The following is a 17,683-nucleotide window of genomic DNA, read 5'->3' as shown; positions in this document are numbered from 1 at the left end:
CCGACTAGCCGAAGAGGCGCGGATCCAGCGCGAACGCTTCCTTGCCGATCACTTTCACACTCGAAGCAAAATCCGCATGCAGCGGGTTCAACAGCAAGTTGAAGTCGGTCGGGCAGACGACTGACGGTACGCGCATCGCCAACTGATCGCCCGCTTCAAGCCAGACCCGCCCGATCCGGGCAGTCGACTCCGGATCCTGCGACAGTACCGCCCAATCGTCCGGCAGGTCCGGCTGGTACGCGTTGTCATGGACGGTGTCGGGCACTTCCAGCGTCACTAAAAAAAATCCGCCAGCGGGAAGCAAGCCGGACATATGGACGAGTGACTCGAGCAACGACGTCGACGCATGGCAGCAGGTGTACAGCGCCCGCATGCCGCGAGGATTCCAGCGGCCACCGGCGATCGCCGCGCCGTTCCCGCTCAGGTCGTCGGCCAGGTAGTGCCCCTTTCGTTCTTTCGCGAGACGATACAACCTCACGCGCCGACCCCGAACTGCGCACGGTTCAGAATGTCGCGCACCCGGTCGTAGCCGGGCTGTACGTCGAGCACTTCGAGCGGCTTCAAACCGTCGAGCTCTGCGTTCGCCCGGCTCATCCACGCCGCTGCGCGCTCGCTGTCCTCAAACAGATCGGTGGCGAGATCCAGTACGTAGAGCACGCGCGCAACGCGATCGGATTCGCCTTGCGACAACCGGTCGTGCTTGGCAATTTTCCGCAGAATGGTCGAGCTGGGCAGGCTCAGCGCGCTCAAGAGGGACTGAACCGGCACGCCGAGCAACTCGCGCGCGACACGCTCGATGATGACCGCGTCGAAACCCTCCGCGATCGCGCGCCGCTGCAACATCGGCGCCATCCGGCCAAAGGTGTCGAAATCGCCCTTGCCGGCGCCCAAACCGTTCGAGCCGCCCGCCGGCGTCGCGGCGCGGGATGCGGCAGCCCGCTTGGCAGGCTGACGGGCCGCAGGTGTGGTTGCTGTCATGGCGACTCCCAAATGGGCTAATTTGAATTCTCATTGTATACACCCAAACGGGAATTTTCAATTAACCAAACGGCATAGCCCAGGCCAATGGGAATCGACGACGCTCCGCGCTACACCGGCAACGCATGCGTCGACAGGATCTCCTTGAGCACCATGAACGAGCGCACCTGCCGCACGCCGGGCAGGTAGATCAGTTGTTCCGCATGCAGCCGGTTGAAACTTTCGTTGTCGCGTGTGCGCACCAGCATGAAGTAGTCGAACTCGCCCGTCACGACGTGGCATTCGACACATCCCGACACCTTCTGCGCGGCCTTCTCGAACGCGGCGAACGCTTCCGGCGTCGAGCGATCGAGCACGAAGCCGATCACGACCAGCATGCCGGCCCCGAGCGGCTTCGGATCGAGCAGCGCGACGATCCCGCGAATCATCCCCATTTCCTTGAGCCGCTCGACGCGCCGCAGGCACGCCGGCGCGCTCAGCTTCACCTTCGCGGCGAGGCTCACGTTCGAGATCGACGCGTCCTGCTGAAGCTGCCTGAGGATCGCGCGATCGATGCGATCGAGCGCGGGCGCTGCATCGCCCGGCGCCGCCGGTCTTCCAGTTAATTTCATTGCGTCTTCCTCGATTTTTTCGAACTCGAATTGCTTGATAAGCATTCGATTCGTTATCAACGTAGGCCGACGATATTTATTTCGCAAGCTCATTTCGCGCGTGCTTGCCTATCATTTTTCCATCGGGACACGGCGTGCCGGCCCCTCCCGAACGCACCGATGCCCGCGCCAACCCCGCCTTTCCGGAGACAAAAGTCGATGAACCTGCAACGCTTCCCCCGTTATCCGCTGACGTTCGGCCCCACACCCATCCAGCCGCTCAAGCGCCTGAGCGCGCACCTCGGCGGCAAGGTCGAGCTGTATGCGAAGCGCGAGGACTGCAACAGCGGCCTCGCGTTCGGCGGCAACAAGACGCGCAAGCTCGAATACCTGATCCCCGACGCGCTCGCGCAGGGCGCGGACACGCTCGTGTCGATCGGCGGCGTCCAGTCGAACCAGACCCGTCAGGTCGCGGCCGTTGCCGCGCATCTCGGCATGAAATGCGTGCTCGTGCAGGAGCACTGGGTCAACTATGAAGATCCCGTGTACGACCGGGTCGGCAACATCCAGCTGTCGCGGATGATGGGCGCCGACGTGCGGCTCGTTGCCGACGGCTTCGACATCGGCATCCGCCGTAGCTGGGAAGAAGCGATGGAAAGCGTGCGGCAGGCGGGCGGCAAGCCGTATCCGATTCCGGCCGGCTGCTCCGAGCATCCGCTCGGCGGGCTCGGCTTCGTCGGCTTCGCGGAAGAAGTGCGCCAGCAGGAGGCCGAGCTCGGTTTCAAGTTCGACTACATCGTCGTGTGCTCGGTGACGGGCAGCACGCAGGCCGGGATGGTCGTCGGCTTCGCGGCCGACGGCCGCGCGGATCGCGTGATCGGGATCGACGCGTCGGCGACGCCGGAGAAAACGCACGCGCAGATCACGCGCATCGCGCGGCATACGGCTGAAATCGTCGAGCTCGGGCGTCGCATCGACGAGCAGGATGTCGTGCTCGACACGCGCTACGCGGGCCCCGAATACGGGCTGCCGAACGACGGCACGCTCGAGGCGATCCGGCTGTGCGCGCGGCTCGAAGGCGTGCTGACCGATCCCGTCTATGAAGGCAAGTCGATGCACGGGATGATCGACAAGGTGCGGCGCGGCGAATTCGAGCCGGGCTCGAAGGTGCTGTATGCGCACCTGGGCGGCGTGCCGGCGTTGAGTGCGTATGCGGAGATTTTCCGCAACGGGTGACGTGATTTCCGCGGGTAGTCGGCACGCGACGTTCCGGGCGTGCCGGATCGGCGCACGCGCAAATGAAATGCCGCCGGCAAGCCGGCGGCTAAAGGTACGTCCACCGATAACGTGGCGCACCTGAGGCACTCGATTCGGCTCATGCGGGCCATTCAGCCGTGAATGACCCGCATGATGCTGCTGCGCCTGACGCGCCCGCTCAGTTCTGCGTGAGCGGATTCAGCGTCGTGCACAGGAAGCCCGTGCAGTTCGCCGGCTTGAAATAGAACGACGCCGTCACCGGGATCGACGTGCCGAGCGCGAGATCGCCCAGACAGGTCAATGCGATCAATGCAACGGCTTTCATCGGAGTCACCTCGAAACGGAAACGACGAACGAAGCCGGTACGCGCGGACAGCACCGCACGCACGGACAGTCATGTACGGAAATCGACCGGCGGCGCACCTTGAGCGAGACGACGGGAAAGGTTGATCTTCATGTCGTTATCGATCGATAGAGTCGTTGTTCGGCTTATGCGTCCGTGCGAACTTCGATAAACCCCCGGCGTGGCGCGATGGTGGTCTCCCCGCTGCCGCCCCCGTTGCTTCCGGCCCGGTCAGTAGTACCAGTGCGTCTGATTCCAGACGCCGTAGTACGGATAGCCCGAGTACCAGTAGCCGTAATAGACGTCACGCCATTGCGTGCGCCATTTCCAGTCTTCTTCGTCTTCCTTCTTCGCCTTGCGCGCGAGCTCGAGCAGCTTCTGCGATTCCTTGTCGCCGCGGAAATAACGCAGGCCGAGATCGTGGGCCGCCTTCGGCTGGGCCTTCGCGGCCTGCTTCGGCGCGACGATGCGCGCGTCCTCGCGATCTTCCGCATCGTCCTTCTTTTGGTACGAGACCTGATCTTCAGGACGATCGGAACAACCGGTGTCGTCGCAGGTCCGCACCGTATTGCCGGTCACGGACGGATCCTGCCGCACGCGGCCAACAGCAACGGCAGCCCCGGTGCAAGTAAACGGCGGTACCGTGGTACCTTCCTCGAGTTTTATTTGCGCAGCAATTCTTCGAGCTTTTCACCCCCGCGAGCTCGGCTCGCAACCCGGTCGCGCGCGGCGCGGCGGATACAATCCGCCAACGCCGACACGCTATCCAAGGCTCTCTCAGGCTCTCTCTTCGAATCGTTCAGTCACTGCTTCATTGCCGACGCTTTTTGCAGTACCGACTGTGGCCGGCACCGATCTCAAAACATGACGCGATAAACAATAGTGACGTGGTGAGCAATAATAATGGAGAAAAATGGCATGTCAAGGTCCTTCGCGTTTTCAAAGTTTGCGTGACGCGTCACTTTTGATATGCTCTTCCTCGCCCAAACCCTCTGGAGACCCCGTCGAGATGTCCAACAGCGAGCAGGCCAACGTCGATCTCATTACCGCCAACAAGGTGCGCGACCTCCTGAACCGGAACGGCATTCCGCCGCGAAGTCACAACACGACGATCGCGAATGTGCTGGGCCTCAGTTTCTCGGTCGTCACGCGCAAGATGAAAGGCCTGATCCCGTGGAACCTGTCGCAGTTGCAGGACATCGCGACGCACTTCGGCGTGCCGCCCGCGATCCTGCTCGACGACAAGGGCGCGCAGCCGGCCGCCGCCGAGATGATCGACGCGACGCTCGTGATCGAGTCGCGGCGCTTCCGCTGCCGGGCCGCGATCTCGACGAAGGCCAGCAGCCAGATCGAAACGGATTTCGTCGCGCTGCAGTGGCAAGGCGAATGGATCGTCACCGAGCGCCAGCACGCACGCGAAGGGCGCACGTATCCGGTCGACGTCGTCGAGTTGCGCTCGACCCAGCCGAACGTGTACGCGGCACGCATCGCCGTGGTCGACGATTCCCGGGACGTCGCCGAAACGGTATGTGAATATTTCATCGAGAAAGGCGTGAACGCGATCCCGTACTTCGACGGCGCCACGTTCCGCAAGGCGCTGGAAGTCGAGGATTTCGACGGCTACATCCTCGACTGGATGCTCGGCGACCAGACGGCCGCCAATCTCGTGCGCGGCATCCGTTCCAGCGAGAACAGCGGCGCGCCGATCTTCCTGCTGACCGGCAAGATCTCGACCGGAGAAGCCAGCGAAGACGAAATCGCGCACATCGTGTCGCACTACAACGCGCGCTGCGAGGAAAAGCCGGTGCGCCTGCCGATCCTGTTCGCCGAAGTGGCGCGCGAACTGAAGATCGCGCTGCCGGCCGTGGCCGCCGCGAGCTGAGACCACAACGAAACATCACAAGGACACGACCGAGGGAAAGACATGCGAGTTTCGACCATCTGGACCAAGAGCCTGCTGACGGCCTGCCTGCTCGGCATGGCCGCCGCGGCATGGGCGGCTTCGTCGTTTACGTTCACCGTCGACGGCAAGATCGACAAGAGCAACCAGCAGGGCAAGACGGCGTACGTGTTTTCCGAGCAGGCGCTGATGGCGCTGCCGCAGCATACGATCGTCACGTCGACGAGTTGGACGCCGAAGGCGACCTTCACCGGCCCGCGCCTGTCCGACGTGCTGAAGACCGTCGGCGCGCACGGCACGCAGATCGAATTCCGCTGCATCGACGAATACACGTTCACGATTCCGGTGTCCGATGCGGACAAGTACGGCGTGATTCTCGCGCGAACGATGAACGGCAAGGTACTCGGCAACGACAACTACGGCCCGCTGTGGATCATGTATCCGCGCGACCAGTATCCCGACGAGCTGAAGACGCCGCTCGGCGAAGCCAAGTTCGCGTGGCAGATCATCGGCCTGACCGTGAAGTGAAATGACGCGGCCGCGACGGAAAAACAGAAAAATCATTCTGGTCCTCGGGTCGCTGTGGATCGCGGGATTCGCCGCGTGGGCGTTCCTGCTGTGGGACCTCCTCGCAACCTCGGTCAACGAGGGCGTGCTCGAAGGGCCACGCGAAGGCGTGTTCTGGACGGCCGCGCAATACCGCAACGTCTATACGCGGTTCGACCGGCAACTGATCCTCTACGCGACGCACGAGGACGACGATTTCGATCGCCTGCAGATGCAGCTCGACAGCCTGTCGGTATCGTTCGGGTTTCTGCAGCGGCCGTCCGAGGTATCCCAATACTGGCTGCGCATTCCGCGGGCGCGCAACGAAATCGACGCGCTCGGCGAATTCATGACGCGCCTGAAGCGCGACGTGCCGTTGCTGCGCGGTGCGCCGAAAAACGCGCGGCAGGTGATCGACGAGGTCAATGCGTACTGGCCGAAGGTCAACGGCCTCGCGAATGACTTCCGCGCGATCGAGATGGCGCAGCGCGATTTCACGTTCCATCAGCTGAAGGAAAAGCAGCGCGCGATCCTGATCCTCGGCATCGTGCTCGGTGTGATCCTGTGCGCGCTGTTCCTGCTGCTGTTCTATACGATGCGCACGCGCGACGACCTGCTCGAACGGCAGGACGCAGCGCTCGACGCGGAGCGCAAGGCGTCGGATCGCGCGTTCGAGATGATCGAGGCGAAGAACGCGTTCCTCGGGATGGTCAGCCACGAGCTGCGCACGCCGCTGCAGGCGATCTGCGGGTCGATCGAGATCCTGCTCGCGCGCCCGCAGTCCGACGCGAACCTGAAGACGATCCGGCGGCTGCAGAATTCCGCGCTGTCGCTCGAAGCGCTCGTCAAGGACCTGACCGACTACATCAAGCTGCGCTCGACGAAGCGGCTCGCCGAACTGGAAACGGTCGGCATGGCGTCGCTGCTGGCCGAAGTCATCGAGCCGCTGCGTGAGAAGATCGCGGCCAAGCGGATCGCGGTCACGCAGCAGGTCGCGCCGCACGATCTTGCGATCCGCTCGGATCGCAAGCTGTTGCGGCAAGTGCTGTCGAACCTGATCGAGAATTCCGTCAAATACACGCTCGGCGGGTCGATCAAGGTATCGATCGCGCTCGCCGACGCGCCGGCCGGCAAGCAATTGAAGCTCGCCGTGCGCGACACGGGCGCCGGCATCGCGAAGCAGCACCTATCGAAGATTTTCGAGCCGTTCTACCGCGCAAACGACGCGGTCGGCCTACATGTGGACGGGATCGGCATGGGGCTCGCCGTCGTGCGCGAGATCGTCACGACGCTGCGCGGGCATGTGGACGTGCTCAGCGTGGTCGGCGAAGGCAGCGAATTCATCGTGACGCTGCCCGTCGAAGTACCCGACTTCACCGAGGCCGCCGGCGAAGTGCCCGCGTGGCCCGCGGCCGCCGCGCATCGCGACCGACGCGCGCTGGTCGTCGACGACAACGACAACGCACGCGAAACGCTCGGCGCGATGCTGTCGGCGCTCGGCATCGACGCCGATCTGTGCGGCACCGGCCAGGAAGGCGTCGCGCGCTTCGGCACGGGCCACTACGACATCGTGGTGCTGGATCTCGAACTGCCGGACCTGAGCGGCTTCGAGGTCGCACAGCGCATTCGCGCCGTCGCGCAGCCGAGCGACGACGGCCGCCATCCGGCGATCCTCGGCGTCAGCGCCTATGAATCGGCCGCGCTGCGCGAGAACAAGCAGGTATTCGACGCATTCCTGCCGAAGCCCGTACACCTACGCGAACTCGGCGCCCTGGTCGAGAAGCTGCTCGGCTGAAGCGGTGCGCCGCGTGCAAACGCACACGGCATCGCGCGCCGGCGCTGCATCATGCGTTCCCGCTCACGCTCCCGCTTATTCGCCGATCAGATGCAGCACGATATCGCGCCGGTGTGCCGCGCGACGATGCTCGAACAGATAAATCCCCTGCCAGGTGCCGAGCAACATGCGGCCATGCTCGACCGGAATCGACAGCTGCACCTGCGTGAGTGCCGTGCGCAAATGGGCGGGCATGTCGTCGGGGCCTTCGGTGTCGTGCTCGTAGCGGCTTTCGTCCTCGGGCGCGAGCGTCGCGAAGTAGCGTTCGAGATCGCGCCGCACCGACGGATCCGCATTCTCCTGGATCAGCAGCGAAGCCGACGTATGGCGGCAGAACACGGTGAGCAGGCCCGTGCGGATCGACTGCTGGTCGACGAACGCGCGCACCTGCGGCGTGAACTCGACGAGGCCGCTGCCGCGCGCGTCGACGCCGATGTGCTGGATGGCCTGTTGCATGATCGTGACGTCAGGCCAGTGCGGCGAAGCCGTCGACTTCGATCTGCTTCGCATCGGCGGGCCGCACGACGCGCGCGACCTCGACGCCGTCGCGCAGGAACACCAGCGTCGGCCACAGCTTGACGCGGAACGAGCGGCCGAGCGGTCGGCCCGGACCGTCCTCGATCTTCAGGTGGCGCACGGCGGGATGCGCGGCGAACGATTCGACGATCGCCGGTTGCGCGCCCGCGCAGATGCCGCACCAGTTCGCGCCGAATTCGATGACGGTCGAACCGGAGAGTGCATCGACTTCCTCGCGCGTGGGCGCATTGGCGGTATAGCGTTGCAGCGTGTCCATCGGGGCCCTCATGTGCAATTCCGGAAATGACCGCGCGGCGGCGCGCGGCCTGCGATTTCTTACTGTAGCGGAAAAGCATGCGCGGTGCCGATGCGCTGATGGCCGTTCGCGCGCCGCATGCTCGCGCCGTTGCCGCGCGTTGCAAGCGCGGCTCCGCGAGCAATTTTCGTGCGTCGCCGCATCGCAGCCGATCTCCGGATGACACGACAAGAATCGGAGCGCCGCGCGGCCGCGACAGGATCAGCATGCGAACTGATCCCTCAACGAAGCGAAGGCCCCGACCATGAACGCTCCGCATCGCGTCACCGAACCGAACATCCTCTATTTCGGCACGCCCGTCGTGCTGGTCAGCACGCTGAACCCGGACGGCACAGCAAATCTCGCGCCGATCTCGTCCGCGTTCTGGCTCGGCTGGCGCGGGGTGATCGGCATCGCCGCCAGCTCGCAGACCACCCGCAACCTGATGCGTACCGGCGAATGCGTGCTGAACCTGCCGTCGTCCGCGCAGGCGCACGCGGTCGACCGGATCGCACGGACGACGGGCACGCATCCGGTGCCCGAATCGAAGCGCGCGAGAGGCTATGTGTACGAACCCGACAAGTTCGGCACGGCGGGGTTGGCGGAAACGCCATCGCAAACCGTGTGGCCGCCGCGTGCGCTCGAATGCCCGATTCACCTGGAAGCGGTCGTCGCGGCCACGCACGGCCTCGCCGATGAAACACCGGACCTGCGCGGGAAGATCACGGTGTTCGAGGTGCGCATCCAGCGCGTGCACGTGCATCCCGACCTGTTGATGGATGGTCATCAAGACCGCATCGATCCGGACAAATGGTCGCCGCTGATTATGAGCTTCCAGAAATTCTATGGTCTGGAACCACGGCAGGTGCATGCGTCGCGGCTCGCCGAGATTCCCGAGCGCGCGTATCGCAGCCCGGACATCGAGCGCTCGCGCGATGCGGGCGTGCCGGCTGGCGCCGGGCGGTGATGAAAAGCGATGTCGCGGGCCGCGCGCTCGTCGATTCCGACGCCGGCCTGCTGATTCCCGCGTCGCGCCCGATCGTCCGCGTGATCTGGCGCGATTCGGCCGAGCGCTCACGCCCACTCGGCATCTGAACCGCGTGCGGCACAGCGGCGCGGCCGGGCTGCCGATCGCGATGCTTGCGGGCACGCGTGCGCGGCGCTCGCGTGGCGCGCGACCGGCTCGGCCGCGCCGGCCGGTGCGCCGAAACCGATCGGATAAAATACGGCCGGCCACGCTCATTGGCCCATGACCGAACCGACGGAGTGTTTTCAGTGATTCAAGCTACCCCAGTATTCAAGGACAACCTCGCGCAATTGCCGGCCATCGACGGCATCGCGCGCATCGATCTCGTCGGCGCGAACGGCGACGTGGTCGCCAGCATCGAAAACCAGCCCGGCAAGCAGGGCTCGCTCGCGGTCTACCACTACCTGAAGCAGGCATTCGGCGCGCTCGACGCGAAGGCTGCCGAGCATGGCCTCGCGGTGTTTGCGGAGCACACCGCCGACGCACGCAACCGCCCCGGCGCGCACCCGAATGTCGACCGCCTGCTCGCGATCGCGGCCGGCGGCGACGCGCTGCGCATCGACGTCGTCGCGAAGGGCTGAGCGACAGGCGGGACCGTGATGCCGTAGATGGATGCGTGGCACGTTCATGCCTCTCTTCAATGGGCGCCAATGCGTGCCGCATCGTCGTCCCGCCCGCAGAGCCACCGCAATTCAGTCGTGCCTGATCGAGCACACTCACGCGTCAGCAAAGACACTTCGCTTTCGTCGGGTACACGCAGTTGCCCGCCGCGTGTCGGCCCGGCTTGGCGAACGGCATAGCTCCCCGCGAATGCCATGACGCATGCGCCCGCATTCATATCATCGATGACAGCCTCGCACGCCAGTCGTCGTGTTCGCGATCGGTTGTCCTGATTTAGACAAAACCTCGCGAAGATCGCCTGCGCTGCCGCCGAGGAATCACCTCGGCCATCGCGCGTCGGCGTCGAATTTTTCGCGACGCTTCGCACACACGTACTCCAAGCGTGTACTGTCCGCTGCGGGAACTGCGTGCCGGCCCGGCATCGGCTACTACCATGCCGGCGTGCTTCGCCGAGCAATGCTCCGATCCCCAGCGCGATCTGCGTCCGGTCTTTCGTGCCGCTCGCATCCGGAAAACGCCGCCTCGCAGCTTTCCATGTCACAAGGGTCGACAGACCCGCTTAATACACGTCCCATTCAAATCGTCTCCCCGGTTAACGAAATTGAATCCCGTTGAGCCGAGTTGACTCAGATGCGTCGCATTTATCAGGTCGCATTCAATCACCTTGAAGTATGCCGCCATGCGATACACGCGATCCAACAAGCCGATGGTCGCTGCGCCTAACCGCAACGTCATGCGCTCGGGCGATGCCGACAAGCCGGCAACGCAACCACGGATCCCTCTCCGAAATCTCATTAGCTACCTTCGCATCCGGCCGATACCCATCTTCCGATCGTAATCCGATGCAGACCCATCGTTCGTACAGGGAGCAGGGTCTGCCGGGATGAGCCACGCGCTCGAAAGCGCGCCCGGCCCCGCATCCCGGATTTAACAATTCATGCAGTCCACCTGACGATTCCCATCGAAATTCATCAATTTAGTACTTGTACGACTATTTAAGGCTTCGCTTTAAGCGTCGTCCGATTTCCCGTCTTGTCTCGCATCAGGAAAATACGTATCGAAATGCAAACATTGAGATTCACCTCATACCCCCTCCGCAAGACGGATCTCATGCGCGCTTTCATCACCTTTAAACCATCGTTTGGAACTCAATCAATGAAAATCGCGAAAAGCACTTCCGCACTTTCCCTGTTCGTGGTCGCAGCCGGCCTCGCGGCAACTTCGGCAGCGCATGCGGCGGACGGCCGGATCAATTTCACGGGCTCGGTCGTCGCGTCGACCTGCAAGATCAACGAGGGTGTCAACGATCTGAAGGTCGCACTGCCGACGGCATCGACCAACATGCTCACCGGGGCAGGCAAGACTGCGGGTCGTACGCCGTTCAAACTCACGCTGACGGGCTGCACGACGGACAAGGAAGAGGGCGGCACGACGATTCCGGCGCCGGTCAACAAGGTGGCGGTGGCGTTCGAGCCGGGCACGACCGTGAACCTCGCGACTGGCCGTCTGATGCTGACGGGCGATGACTCAGCGAAGAACGTCGAAATCAGCATCCTGAACGACAAGTACGAGCCGATCAAGGTCGGCGCCGAATCCTCGGCGCAGAACTCGCAGGTCGTCAATATCGACACGACGGCCGGCACCGCGACGCTGCAGTATTCGGCCGAGTACTACGCAACCGGCGACGTGACCGGCGGGACGGCGAATTCGCACGTCACCTACTCGCTGATCTATCCCTGAGCAATCGGTTGATTGAGTGACAGAGCCGGCCTCCGGATGAGGCTGGCTCACCGGATCGGCTCTCTCGATTTCCTGATTGATTTATTTGGACTACATAACATAAGGAGGCTGATGATGAAGCTTGCCCCCCCCTATCGCTTGCTCGCGCTGCTGATGGCCGCCCTGTCCTGCATGAGCGCACAGGCGAGCGTGACGCTTTCCGGCACACGGGTCGTATTTCCGGGTGCCGACAAGGAGGTCACGGTGCAACTGTCCAACGACGGCAAGGCGCCGGCCCTGGTCCAGACGTGGATCGACAAGGGCGACGAGCGTGCCGCACCGGATCAGATCGACGTGCCGTTCGTGATCACGCCGACGATCTTCCGGCTCGAGGGCGGCAAGGGGCAGACCCTCCGGATCCTTTATTCGGGCGAAGCGCTGCCGGCCGACAAGGAGTCGCTGTTCTGGCTGAACGTGCTCGACGTGCCGCCGAAAGCGGCGGCCGACGACGATAGAAATCGCCTGATGATCGCATTTCGCACACGCGTGAAGCTGATGTACCGGCCCGAAGGGCTGCCGGGAAATCCAGCCGACGCGCCACGTCAGCTCACCTGGAAGATCGCAGCCGATCCCGACAACCGGCTGGTTCTGAAGGCAACCAATCCGACGCCATACGTCGTCAACCTCGGCGGCATCGCACTCCATGCGAACGGCAAGACGCTGGACGCCGGCGTGGGCTATGTGCGCCCGGGCGAAACCGCTTCGTTCCCGGTCAAGGGTTCGACGAACGCGGACGCAACCGGCGGGACGGTCGTGTACAGCAGCTTCGACGACTGGGGCGGCAACCGATCCAACGAGGCTCCCGTGTCCCGATGAGGTGATGCGCGCGCGGCCGATTCAGCCAGGCCATTCGATCCGAGGCGAACACTCAACTCAATACTGACGGGAAAGATCAAATGATGGAGAAGCGGCAACCGAGCATGCAGGCGGAGACTGAACCGAAACTGAAGCCGGTCTGCGCGCTGCTTCTCACGATCATCGCGGGTTGGCAGACGCACGCGCATGCGGCACAGGTCGATGCCGGCGAACTGCAGGTCGCGCAGACGGATTTCGCGCAGGTCGAGTTCGAAGGCGGCTTCCTGAACAACGGCAGCGGCGCGATCGACGTGTCGCGCTACGGACGTCGCAACGTCGTGCTGGCCGGCCTGTACAAACCCGACGTCTATGTCGACGGCAACTGGACCGGCCGCGTCGAATTGCAGTTCAAGAGCGCGCCGAACACGGTCGATGCGCAGCCATGCTTCGACAAGGCGCAGTTCGAGCTGATCGGCGTCGATTTGTCGAAGCTGCCGCAGGACGTGCGCGCAACGCTTGACGAGGACGGCGCGTGCCTGCGTATCGGTCAGGCCATTCAGGAAGCGTCGGTCAGCTACGACTTCAACGAGCAGCGGCTGGATCTGAGCATCCCGCAAATCTCGATGCGGCGGCAGGCACGCGGCTACGTGAGCCCCGACCAGTGGAGCGAGGGCGTCCCGGTCGGAATGCTCGGCTACAACGCGAGCGTGTATCACTCGCGTACCGGCGGCCAGGGAGAAAGCACGCAGGGCTATGTCGGCGTCGACGGCGGCATCAACGTCGGACGCTGGCACTTCCGTCATAACGGCTCGTTCAGCTGGGACGATCGCGGCCGCAGGAAGTACGAGAACGTCTCGACTTACCTGCAGCGCGACCTGACCGCGTGGTCGTCGCAGTTGATCGTCGGCGACGCGTACACGTCCGGCGATCTGTTCGACTCGACGTCGTTCCGAGGTGTGCGCCTGTACACCGACGACCGCATGCTGCCTGAATCGCAGCGCGGCTATGCGCCGGTCGTACGCGGCGTCGCAAACACCCACGCGAAGGTCACGGTCACACAGAACGGCGCGACGCTGTACGAGACGACCGTCGCGCCGGGCACGTTCGTGATCGACGACCTGTATCCGACCGGTTACGGCGGCGACCTGAAGGTCAGCGTGACGGAAGCCGACGGTTCCGTGCATTCGTTTTCCGTGCCGTACGCGGCGGTGCCACTGTCGCTGCGCCCGGGCCAGAATCGCTACAGCTTCACGACGGGCGTCGTACGCAACCTGCCTAACACCACGCCGTACTTCGCGCAGGCGACCTGGCAGCGTGGCGTCACGAACCTGCTGACTGGCTATAGCGGCGTGACGTTCGCGCAAGGCTATCTGTCCGCGATGGCAGGCGCGGTGCTGAACACGTCGCTGGGCGCGGTCGGCGTGGACGTCACGCATGCGACGACGTCGATTCCGGGCGAGCGCCGCTATTCGGGGCAGAGCTTCCGGATCAGCTACGCCAAGGCCGTCGCGGCGACCGGCACGAACGTCGCAATCGCCGCGTATCGCTATTCGACGAACGGCTTCTTCGCGCTGAACGACGCGATGCTCGCGCGCGACCAGACGAAACTGGGTGCGGGATCGACCAGCGTGTCCCGGCAGCGCAACCGCGCGTCGCTGACGGTGAGCCAGTCGCTCGGCGCCCGTGGCGGCAGCCTGAACGCAACCGCATCGGCGTCGACCTACTGGAACCGCAGCGGGTCGGACGTCAACTTCACGGTCGGCTACAACAACACGTTCCGCAACGTCGCGTATAACGTGTCGGCAACGCGCCAGCGCGACGCATGGGGCCGGTCGAGCACGATGTACTACGCAAACCTGTCGATTCCGCTCGGCAAGGCGCGGCCCATGACGCTCGCGACCAGCTTCAGCCGCGACACCCGCGGCTCGACACAGGCGCAAACGAGCCTGTCGGGCGCGCTCGGCGTCGACAACAACCTGTCGTACGGCGTGAACGTGAACCACGGCAATTCGTCGGGCACGTCGCAGACCAACGGCGGCGCGAGCATCCAGTACCGCGGCCCGGTCGCTGAACTGAGCGGCAGCGTCAGCGCAGCCGCCGACTATCAGCAGTTCTCGGCCGGCGCGCGCGGCGCGATCGTCGCGCATCGCGGCGGCATCACGCTGTCGCAGCCGCTATCGGAGACCTTCGCGATCATCGAGGCACCGAATGCCGAAGGCGCGCGCGTGACCAATACGTCGGGCGTGCGAATCGACCGGCGCGGCTATGCGGTCGTGCCGTACCTGACGCCGTTTGCGATGAACGACATCGGCATCGATCCGAAGGGGCTGTCGACCGATGTCGAACTGAAGGAAACGAGCCAGCGCATCGCGCCGCTGGCGGGCGCGGTGCCGATGCTGAAGTTCAAGACGGCATACGGACGCTCCGCGATCATTCGCGCGCGGCAGGCCGACGGCTCGCCGGTACCGTTCGGCGCGACCGTGACCGATGCGGACGGCAAGGACATCGGCACGGTCGGCCAGGGCGGCAAGCTGCTCGCGCGCGGGCTCGTGGATCAGGGTGAACTGAAGATGCAGTGGGAAGCGGGTCACGGCAAGTCGGTGTGCACGCTGTCGTATTCGCTGCCGGTACGCAAGCGCACCGGGACCTACCAGCCGCCCCAGAGCCTTGAACTGCCGTGCGTGGCGAGCGAGGTCGCCAGCTATGCGCCGGCCGTGTCGAATCGCGTGGCATCGGCGCGTCGGTGACGTTGCGCAATCATCACTGCGCAAGCGCTCGAACGTCGCTGACGGCAAAGCCTGCGAAAGTTTCGAAATCGTTTTCGGTCTAACGGGACAGATATTATGAAATGGATGAATGCGGCGAGAAATACGGACCTGCGCGTGGGCGTGCTACGCGCGTCGAATCGCTCCGTAATGCGAATCACGATGCAATGCCTGGCGCTGTGCTCGATTGCATTTTCTGAATCCGCGCATTCTGTTTGCGAATTGTGGGGCACTGGTCAGTGGACCACGCCCACTCTCCCAGGGAAAGTCAGTGTGACCCAGGACGAAATTCCTTTGGGGGGGAAATTTCCGAATTCGACCACCGGTGGCGCGAATGCTGCCAGTGTCGCCGCTGATTCTAGCCTGGTATGTCAGTATGACGAATATGTCTTAACCCCGATCGCAAAGGTCATTCCGAATGTAACGTACAAAACGAGCACGGGAAAAGCCGCTGCAGTTTTCGAAACCGGTATACCCGGGATCGGCTTTGTAGTTGAAGTACGATCTAACGGGTTTTACGATCCCCCTGCGGCACCACTTGTAGACGGCGAACTTTCCATCCCGGTTTCTACACGGGATAGAGGTGGTCTTTACGCATCGGTGACGCTTGTCTCTGCCGGTCCGCTCGTGACGGGAACTTACACCTCCAATGCGACCAGGCTTTTCAACTACAGGCTGAAGTATCAAGGTGCGCTTCTTGCAGGGAGTAGCGCATCGAATTCTATGTCCTCGCTGAGCACGAATGTGACGGCAAGGGCGTGCAAAGTCACATCCGGCGCAACCAATTCGGTCACGCTGCCAACCTTGGTAGCGGCAAGCCTCAAGGCGCCCGGTGACGTGGCATCCGCCCGGTCGGCGCCGTTCTCTGTCGGCCTGAACTGCGATGCGAACGTCAGTGTTCACGCAACATTGACCGATGCGACAAATCCCGCGAATACGGGCAGCGCCCTGAGCCTTGCGCCCAGTTCGACGGCGGCCGGTGTCGGGATTCAAATCCTCAAAAAAGGCGAGAGCACCCCGTTGAGCTTCGGGCCGGATTCGTCTGCCAAGGGAAATACGAATCAGTGGATGGTCGGCAAATCTTCCACCGCCAACGCCCAGATTTCAGTGCCGTTCGAGGCCAGATACGTCAAGGTCGCGGAAACGATCAAGCCGGGCTCCGTGAGTGCACTCAGCACGATTACGTTTTCGTATCAGTAGCGATGCCTTCATTCGGGCCGGGCCGGCGCAAGCGGCCGATTGCTTGCTCGATTGCGGCCTGAACGTCGGGCCAAACACGCCCGACTTCGTCCAGACCTCCGTCGTTCATCGCCCGCTCCGCGCGTGCACACGCGTCGTGCGCGCCGGCGTCGCCCGCCAGCGCGAAGCCGCCGCGCATCGAATGCAGTTCGATGCGAAGCGTATCGGCGTCGCCGCTCGCGAGCCCGTCGCCGATCGCCGCGAGCGAATGCAGCGTCGCGTCGTGCAGCGTACGCCGCACTTCGTCGGTCATCGCGGGCGCGACCAGCACTCGCTCGTGCGCCGGTGCGGGCGATACCGCGTCGCGTCCCGCATGCCGCCGCAACGTCGCATCGAGCGTCTCGATCGACAGCGGCTTGAGCACGACCTCCGCCACGCCGACCTGTTCGCAGCGCCGGCGATCCTCGTCGGTCGCGTGCGCCGTCATCGCGATCACCGGCACGCGCGCGCCCTGCTCGCGCAGGAAGTTCGCGAGCGCAAAGCCATCGAGTTCCGGCATGCCCAGATCCGTCAGCACGACGTCGTACGGCCGCTCGAAGAACGCGCGCATCGCCTCGATGCCGTTGGATACGATCGTCGCGTCGTAGCGCAGCGCGTCGAGCTGGTCGCGCAGCAATGCACGGCTTGCCGGATGATCCTCGGCGACGAGCACGCGCAGCGGTTCGTCATCGTCGGCCTCCGCGCCAGCCTCTGCACCCGCTTCGGATGCACACAACTACCCCGGCGCACCCCCGAACGTCGGTCGCCTGCTCGCGATCGCCGCCGCCGGCGAATCACCTCATCCATCACTTGTCGGCGCCAGACTTTTAGCGACGTATCGCACTTCGCCCGTCGCCGAAACCGCATGCCGTCCCGGCATCGCCCACTACCTTCCCGCCCCTTGCCCATGCCGGCGCACTTCTCCGAACCCCGCCCCGACAGCTGGAGCGATCGGCGCCCGGTCTTGCGCGGCACACGCATCCCGAAAACTCCGCTTCATCGCATTCGTACACGTACCAGTTCTCTGAAAGGTCATTTAGTACGCATCCCATTTAAATCACCTCCCCGGTTGACGAAAATTGAAACCGGTTCAGTTGACTCAGACGCGTTGCATTTATCAGGCCGTATTCAACCGCATTCAAGAATGCCGCCATGCGATGCATCGCGACCGATCGATAAGGCGGGCAGCACGCGCTCCCCGCATCAACCCTTCCCGTGA

17 protein-coding genes and 2 pseudogenes are annotated in these 17,683 nt (G+C 63.8%); 11 read left to right on the top strand and 8 right to left on the bottom strand.

What is annotated here, in order from left to right; genetic code table 11:
- Positions 1-4 precede the first annotated feature (4 nt).
- From OEJ37_RS06330 to OEJ37_RS06320, 3 genes are all read right to left on the bottom strand, one after another.
- Positions 5-478, bottom strand: coding sequence for an RES family NAD+ phosphorylase (locus tag OEJ37_RS06330; protein WP_263343570.1), 474 nt, complete (start codon positions 476-478; stop codon positions 5-7).
- Positions 475-978 (bottom strand): antitoxin Xre/MbcA/ParS toxin-binding domain-containing protein, encoded by a 504-nt coding sequence (locus OEJ37_RS06325; protein WP_263343568.1) that lies wholly within the window; start codon positions 976-978, stop codon positions 475-477. The genes OEJ37_RS06330 and OEJ37_RS06325 overlap by 4 nt, the downstream gene beginning before the upstream one ends.
- Positions 979-1,088: 110 nt before the next feature.
- On the bottom strand, positions 1,089-1,589 hold the full coding sequence (locus tag OEJ37_RS06320; RefSeq protein ID WP_152861772.1) for an Lrp/AsnC family transcriptional regulator: 501 nt from the start codon (positions 1,587-1,589) through the stop codon (positions 1,089-1,091).
- Positions 1,590-1,787: 198 nt separating this feature from the next.
- Here OEJ37_RS06320 and OEJ37_RS06315 point away from each other — a divergent pair, with 198 nt between their 5' ends.
- Positions 1,788-2,804, top strand: coding sequence for a 1-aminocyclopropane-1-carboxylate deaminase (locus OEJ37_RS06315; protein ID WP_174416738.1), 1,017 nt, complete (start codon positions 1,788-1,790; stop codon positions 2,802-2,804).
- Between the two features lie 199 nt (positions 2,805-3,003).
- Here OEJ37_RS06315 and OEJ37_RS06310 read toward each other — a convergent pair whose 3' ends face one another.
- Both OEJ37_RS06310 and OEJ37_RS06305 read right to left on the bottom strand, forming a co-directional pair.
- Positions 3,004-3,150 carry a hypothetical protein gene (locus tag OEJ37_RS06310; RefSeq protein ID WP_263343871.1) on the bottom strand — a complete coding sequence of 49 codons (147 nt, stop codon included), beginning with the start codon at positions 3,148-3,150 and terminating at the stop codon, positions 3,004-3,006.
- Between the two features lie 249 nt (positions 3,151-3,399).
- A pseudogene (locus OEJ37_RS06305) lies at positions 3,400-3,779 on the bottom strand (hypothetical protein).
- A 398-nt stretch (positions 3,780-4,177) separates the two neighbouring features.
- Here OEJ37_RS06305 and OEJ37_RS06300 point away from each other — a divergent pair.
- From OEJ37_RS06300 to atsR, 3 genes are read left to right on the top strand one after another with little or no spacing between them, the layout of a single operon-like run.
- Positions 4,178-5,050 (top strand): helix-turn-helix domain-containing protein, encoded by an 873-nt coding sequence (locus OEJ37_RS06300; protein WP_174416740.1) that lies wholly within the window; start codon positions 4,178-4,180, stop codon positions 5,048-5,050.
- Positions 5,051-5,092: 42 nt separating this feature from the next.
- Complete coding sequence (locus OEJ37_RS06295; RefSeq protein ID WP_174416741.1) at positions 5,093-5,596, top strand: molybdopterin-dependent oxidoreductase; 504 nt, start codon at positions 5,093-5,095, stop codon at positions 5,594-5,596.
- A gap of 1 nt (position 5,597) precedes the next feature.
- Positions 5,598-7,409 carry a hybrid sensor histidine kinase/response regulator AtsR gene (atsR, locus tag OEJ37_RS06290; protein WP_263343564.1) on the top strand — a complete coding sequence of 604 codons (1,812 nt, stop codon included), beginning with the start codon at positions 5,598-5,600 and terminating at the stop codon, positions 7,407-7,409.
- Positions 7,410-7,484: 75 nt separating this feature from the next.
- On the opposite strand, the gene OEJ37_RS06285 is transcribed toward atsR, so the two are convergent.
- Both OEJ37_RS06285 and OEJ37_RS06280 read right to left on the bottom strand, forming a co-directional pair.
- On the bottom strand, positions 7,485-7,904 hold the full coding sequence (locus OEJ37_RS06285) for a secondary thiamine-phosphate synthase enzyme YjbQ (RefSeq protein ID WP_263343562.1): 420 nt from the start codon (positions 7,902-7,904) through the stop codon (positions 7,485-7,487).
- A gap of 10 nt (positions 7,905-7,914) precedes the next feature.
- Positions 7,915-8,241 carry a thioredoxin family protein gene (locus tag OEJ37_RS06280; RefSeq protein ID WP_263343856.1) on the bottom strand — a complete coding sequence of 109 codons (327 nt, stop codon included), beginning with the start codon at positions 8,239-8,241 and terminating at the stop codon, positions 7,915-7,917.
- Positions 8,242-8,524: 283 nt separating this feature from the next.
- Between OEJ37_RS06280 and OEJ37_RS06275 the strand changes: the two genes are divergently transcribed.
- From OEJ37_RS06275 to OEJ37_RS06245, 7 genes are all read left to right on the top strand, one after another.
- The gene (locus OEJ37_RS06275) at positions 8,525-9,226 is read left to right on the top strand and encodes a flavin reductase family protein (protein ID WP_263343560.1); all 702 of its coding nucleotides are present in this window, start codon (positions 8,525-8,527) and stop codon (positions 9,224-9,226) included.
- Complete coding sequence (locus tag OEJ37_RS06270; RefSeq protein ID WP_263343559.1) at positions 9,226-9,354, top strand: hypothetical protein; 129 nt, start codon at positions 9,226-9,228, stop codon at positions 9,352-9,354. Before OEJ37_RS06275 ends, OEJ37_RS06270 begins: the two co-directional genes overlap by 1 nt.
- A gap of 180 nt (positions 9,355-9,534) precedes the next feature.
- The gene (locus OEJ37_RS06265; protein ID WP_006749392.1) at positions 9,535-9,867 is read left to right on the top strand and encodes a DUF2322 family protein; all 333 of its coding nucleotides are present in this window, start codon (positions 9,535-9,537) and stop codon (positions 9,865-9,867) included.
- Positions 9,868-11,062: 1,195 nt separating this feature from the next.
- Positions 11,063-11,647 carry a fimbrial protein gene (locus OEJ37_RS06260; RefSeq protein ID WP_263343855.1) on the top strand — a complete coding sequence of 195 codons (585 nt, stop codon included), beginning with the start codon at positions 11,063-11,065 and terminating at the stop codon, positions 11,645-11,647.
- A gap of 114 nt (positions 11,648-11,761) precedes the next feature.
- Positions 11,762-12,502, top strand: coding sequence for a molecular chaperone (locus OEJ37_RS06255; protein ID WP_411859241.1), 741 nt, complete (start codon positions 11,762-11,764; stop codon positions 12,500-12,502).
- Positions 12,503-12,606: 104 nt separating this feature from the next.
- A complete protein-coding gene (locus OEJ37_RS06250; RefSeq protein WP_411859240.1) occupies positions 12,607-15,228 on the top strand; it encodes a fimbria/pilus outer membrane usher protein in 2,622 nt (873 codons plus the stop codon).
- 96 nt (positions 15,229-15,324) lie between these two features.
- Positions 15,325-16,446, top strand: coding sequence for a fimbrial protein (locus tag OEJ37_RS06245; protein WP_263343556.1), 1,122 nt, complete (start codon positions 15,325-15,327; stop codon positions 16,444-16,446).
- On the opposite strand, the pseudogene OEJ37_RS06240 reads toward OEJ37_RS06245, so the two are convergent.
- Positions 16,427-17,167 (bottom strand): annotated as a pseudogene (locus OEJ37_RS06240) (response regulator); the annotation flags it as partial. The gene OEJ37_RS06245 and the pseudogene OEJ37_RS06240 overlap by 20 nt on opposite strands.
- Positions 17,168-17,683 lie beyond the last annotated feature (516 nt).

The organism is Burkholderia sp. BKH01, from assembly GCF_025685725.1.
Lineage (GTDB): Bacteria > Pseudomonadota > Gammaproteobacteria > Burkholderiales > Burkholderiaceae > Burkholderia > Burkholderia pyrrocinia_C.
This window is presented reverse-complemented; position numbering and strand designations above follow the sequence as displayed.

Bases quoted from the DNA above. Each gene is read 5' to 3' on its own strand.
- OEJ37_RS06325 (WP_263343568.1), bottom strand. From the start codon at position 978: ATGACAGCAACCACACCTGCGGCCCGTCAGCCTGCCAAGCGGGCTGCC.
- OEJ37_RS06320 (WP_152861772.1), bottom strand. From the start codon at position 1,589: ATGAAATTAACTGGAAGACCGGCGGCGCCGGGCGATGCAGCGCCCGCG.
- OEJ37_RS06315 (WP_174416738.1), top strand. From the start codon at position 1,788: ATGAACCTGCAACGCTTCCCCCGTTATCCGCTGACGTTCGGCCCCACA.
- OEJ37_RS06310 (WP_263343871.1), bottom strand. From the start codon at position 3,150: ATGAAAGCCGTTGCATTGATCGCATTGACCTGTCTGGGCGATCTCGCG.
- OEJ37_RS06300 (WP_174416740.1), top strand. From the start codon at position 4,178: ATGTCCAACAGCGAGCAGGCCAACGTCGATCTCATTACCGCCAACAAG.
- OEJ37_RS06295 (WP_174416741.1), top strand. From the start codon at position 5,093: ATGCGAGTTTCGACCATCTGGACCAAGAGCCTGCTGACGGCCTGCCTG.
- atsR (WP_263343564.1), top strand. From the start codon at position 5,598: ATGACGCGGCCGCGACGGAAAAACAGAAAAATCATTCTGGTCCTCGGG.
- OEJ37_RS06285 (WP_263343562.1), bottom strand. From the start codon at position 7,904: ATGCAACAGGCCATCCAGCACATCGGCGTCGACGCGCGCGGCAGCGGC.
- OEJ37_RS06280 (WP_263343856.1), bottom strand. From the start codon at position 8,241: ATGGACACGCTGCAACGCTATACCGCCAATGCGCCCACGCGCGAGGAA.
- OEJ37_RS06275 (WP_263343560.1), top strand. From the start codon at position 8,525: ATGAACGCTCCGCATCGCGTCACCGAACCGAACATCCTCTATTTCGGC.
- OEJ37_RS06270 (WP_263343559.1), top strand. From the start codon at position 9,226: ATGAAAAGCGATGTCGCGGGCCGCGCGCTCGTCGATTCCGACGCCGGC.
- OEJ37_RS06260 (WP_263343855.1), top strand. From the start codon at position 11,063: ATGAAAATCGCGAAAAGCACTTCCGCACTTTCCCTGTTCGTGGTCGCA.
- OEJ37_RS06255 (WP_411859241.1), top strand. From the start codon at position 11,762: ATGAAGCTTGCCCCCCCCTATCGCTTGCTCGCGCTGCTGATGGCCGCC.
- OEJ37_RS06250 (WP_411859240.1), top strand. From the start codon at position 12,607: ATGCAGGCGGAGACTGAACCGAAACTGAAGCCGGTCTGCGCGCTGCTT.
- OEJ37_RS06245 (WP_263343556.1), top strand. From the start codon at position 15,325: ATGAAATGGATGAATGCGGCGAGAAATACGGACCTGCGCGTGGGCGTG.